Here is a 3,001-nt window from a genome sequence, read left to right as displayed (position 1 = left end):
TACGAAAGCGAAGTAAGCAAGAGCACACGGGGGATGCCTAGGGTCTGAGAGGCGACGAAGGACGCGATAAGCTGCGATAAGGCGTGGGGAGAGGCACATACTCTGTGATCCGCGCATTTCCGAATGGGGCAACCCCTCGACTGGAAGAGTCGGGAGCTGATGGGCTTGACCCACAGCGGCAAACGCCGAGAACTGAAACATCTAAGTACCGGCAGGAAAAGAAAATAACAATGATTCCCCAAGTAGTGGCGAGCGAACGGGGAGGAGCCCAAACCGGGTTGGTTACGGCCAGTCCGGGGTTGTAGGGTCGCGACATGTGATTGAATCGGGGTAGCCGAAGTGCTTGGGAAAGCACATCAGAGAGGGTGAGAATCCCGTAGGCGACACTTCTGATTCACGCTAGCGATACCCTGAGTAGGGCGGGGCCGGAGAAACCCCGTCTGAATCCAGCGGCACCATCCGCTAAGGCTACATACTCCTCAGACACCGATAGTGAACTAGTACCGTGAGGGAAAGGTGAAAAGAACCGGGAATACCGGAGTGAAAAGAACCTGAAACCGTGTGCTTACAAGCAGTTAGAGGGCTTTTGTGGCCTGATAGCGTGCCTTTTGCATAATGAGCCTACGAGTTACTCCTCCCCGGCAAGGTTAAGTGGTTGAAGCCACGGAGCCGCAGCGAAAGCGAGTCTGAACAGGGCGCGGAGTCGGGGGGGGTAGACGCGAAACTTGGTGAGCTACCCATGAGCAGGTTGAAGGTGCGGTAACACGCACTGGAGGACCGAACGAGTTTCCGTTGAAAAGGATTTCGATGACTTGTGGGTAGGGGTGAAAGGCCAATCAAACTGAGAAATAGCTCGTACTCCCCGAAATGTATTGAGGTACAGCGTCGGCGTTGAGGTCACGGGAGGTAGAGCTACCGATAGGACTAGGGGGTGTCAGAGCCTACCGAATCCTGACGAACTCCGAATGCCCGTGGCTATAGCCGGCAGTGAGGCCTGGGGTGCTAAGGTCCCCGGCCGAGAGGGAAAGAACCCAGACCATCTGCTAAGGTCCCTAAATCTAGATTAAGTTGAACAAAGGAGGTCCAGTTGCTTTGACAGCCAGGAGGTTGGCTTGGAAGCAGCCATTCCTTTAAAGAGTGCGTAACAGCTCACTGGTCGAGCGACCGGGCATCGATAATACGCGGGCATCAAATCTAGTACCGAAGCAATGGATGTAGCATGCAAGACTGCTACGTGGTAGGGGAGCATTCTCCTTGCGGTGAAGGTGCGTCGTCAGGCGTGCTGGAGCGTGGAGAAAAGCATATGTAGGCATGAGTAACGATAATGGGGGTGCGAAACCCCCACGCCGATAGACTAAGGTTTCCAATTCAACGCTAATCGGAATTGGGTTAGTCGGGACCTAAGGGGCAGCCGAAAGGTGAACTCGATGGACAGCAGGTTAATATTCCTGTACTAATGTTGACAAGTGATGCAGTGACGCAGAAGTGAAAGCACCGCGGGCGGACGGAAGTGCCCGTTGAAGGCCGTAGGTAGTGGGAGAGTAGTTAAGTACGCTCACCTAGCCGAAAGCTGATAGTACCGCACGACCTTCGGGTCACGCGGATAGTGTGCCTAATCGGACTGCCAAGAAAACCTGCTAAGCGTTTTAATGTCAATATTACCCGTACCGCAAACCGACACAGGTAGTCAAGGAGAGTATCCTGAGGCGCTCGAGTGAATCACGGCCAAGGAACTCGGCAAAATGGACCTGTAACTTCGGGAGAAGGGTCGCTTCCTCGTTGCAAGACGAGAAGCCGCAGTGAAAAGGCCCAGGCGACTGTTTAACAAAAACACATGGCTTTGCCAACGCGCAAGCGGACGTATAAGGCCTGACACCTGCCCGGTGCCGGAAGGTTAAGAGGGGAACTTAGTCGCAAGGCGAAGGTTTGAATCGAAGCCCCGGTAAACGGCGGCCGTAACTATAACGGTCCTAAGGTAGCGAAATTCCTTGTCGGGTAAGTTCCGACCTGCACGAATGGTGTAACGATCTGGGCGCTGTCTCAGCCGTGAGCTCGGTGAAATTGTAGTCTCGGTGAAGATGCCGAGTACCCGCCACGGGACGGAAAGACCCCGTGCACCTTTACTATAGGTTGCCATTGGTGTTGGGTTCAGTATGTGTAGCATAGGCGGGAGGCGCTGAGCCGGGGACGCTAGTTCTCGGGGAGCCGACGTTGAAATACCGCCCTTACTGTGCCTGATGCCTAATCCTTCCACGAAGGAGACAGTGGCTGCTGGGTAGTTTGACTGGGGTGGTCGCCTCCAAAAGAGTATCGGAGGCTTTCAAAGGTCCGCTCAGTACGCTTGGTAACCGTACGCAGAGCGCAATAGCAGAAGCGGGCTTGACTGTAAGGCCGACTAGCCGAGCAGGGTCGAAAGACGGATATAGTGATCCGGTGGTTCCGCATGGAAGGGCCATCGCTCAAAGGATAAAAGGTACGCCGGGGATAACAGGCTGATCTCCCCCAAGAGCTCATATCGACGGGGAGGTTTGGCACCTCGATGTCGGCTCGTCACGTCCTGGGGCTGGAGAAGGTCCCAAGGGTTCGGCTGTTCGCCGATTAAAGTGGCACGCGAGCTGGGTTCAGAACGTCGTGAGACAGTTCGGTCCCTATCTGTGGTGGGCGTTGGAAATTTGACAGGACCTGTCCTTAGTACGAGAGGACCGGGATGGACCAGCCGCTGGTGCGCCGGTTGTACCGCCAGGTGCAGCGCCGGGTAGCTACGCTGGGACGAGATAAGCGCTGAAAGCATCTAAGTGCGAAACTCACCTGGAGATGAGATTTCCCAATTGAAGGCCCGTCGGAGATGACGACGTGGATAGGCGGCAGGTGAACAAGCAGAAATGCAATAGCTGAGCCGTACTAAGTGGCCGAGGGCTTCGCAGCTACACTACGGTGTATAGATTTCGTCAAACGCGCAACCAGCGCTTCGTTTTTGTCCCCTTATGTCAACGTTATTGAG

1 rRNA gene is annotated in these 3,001 nt (G+C 54.9%); it reads left to right on the top strand.

Annotation, left to right across the window (positions count from 1 at the left end):
* Window positions 1-6: 6 nt before the first annotated feature.
* Window positions 7-2,925 (top strand): 23S ribosomal RNA (locus tag BMZ66_RS24965).
* The last annotated feature ends 76 nt before the right edge of the window (window positions 2,926-3,001 follow it).

Origin of the sequence: Hymenobacter arizonensis, assembly GCF_900115775.1 — a bacterium.
Classification (GTDB): domain Bacteria; phylum Bacteroidota; class Bacteroidia; order Cytophagales; family Hymenobacteraceae; genus Hymenobacter; species Hymenobacter arizonensis.
Note: the sequence above shows the minus strand (reverse complement) of the source record. Positions and strands in the feature narration are given on the sequence as shown.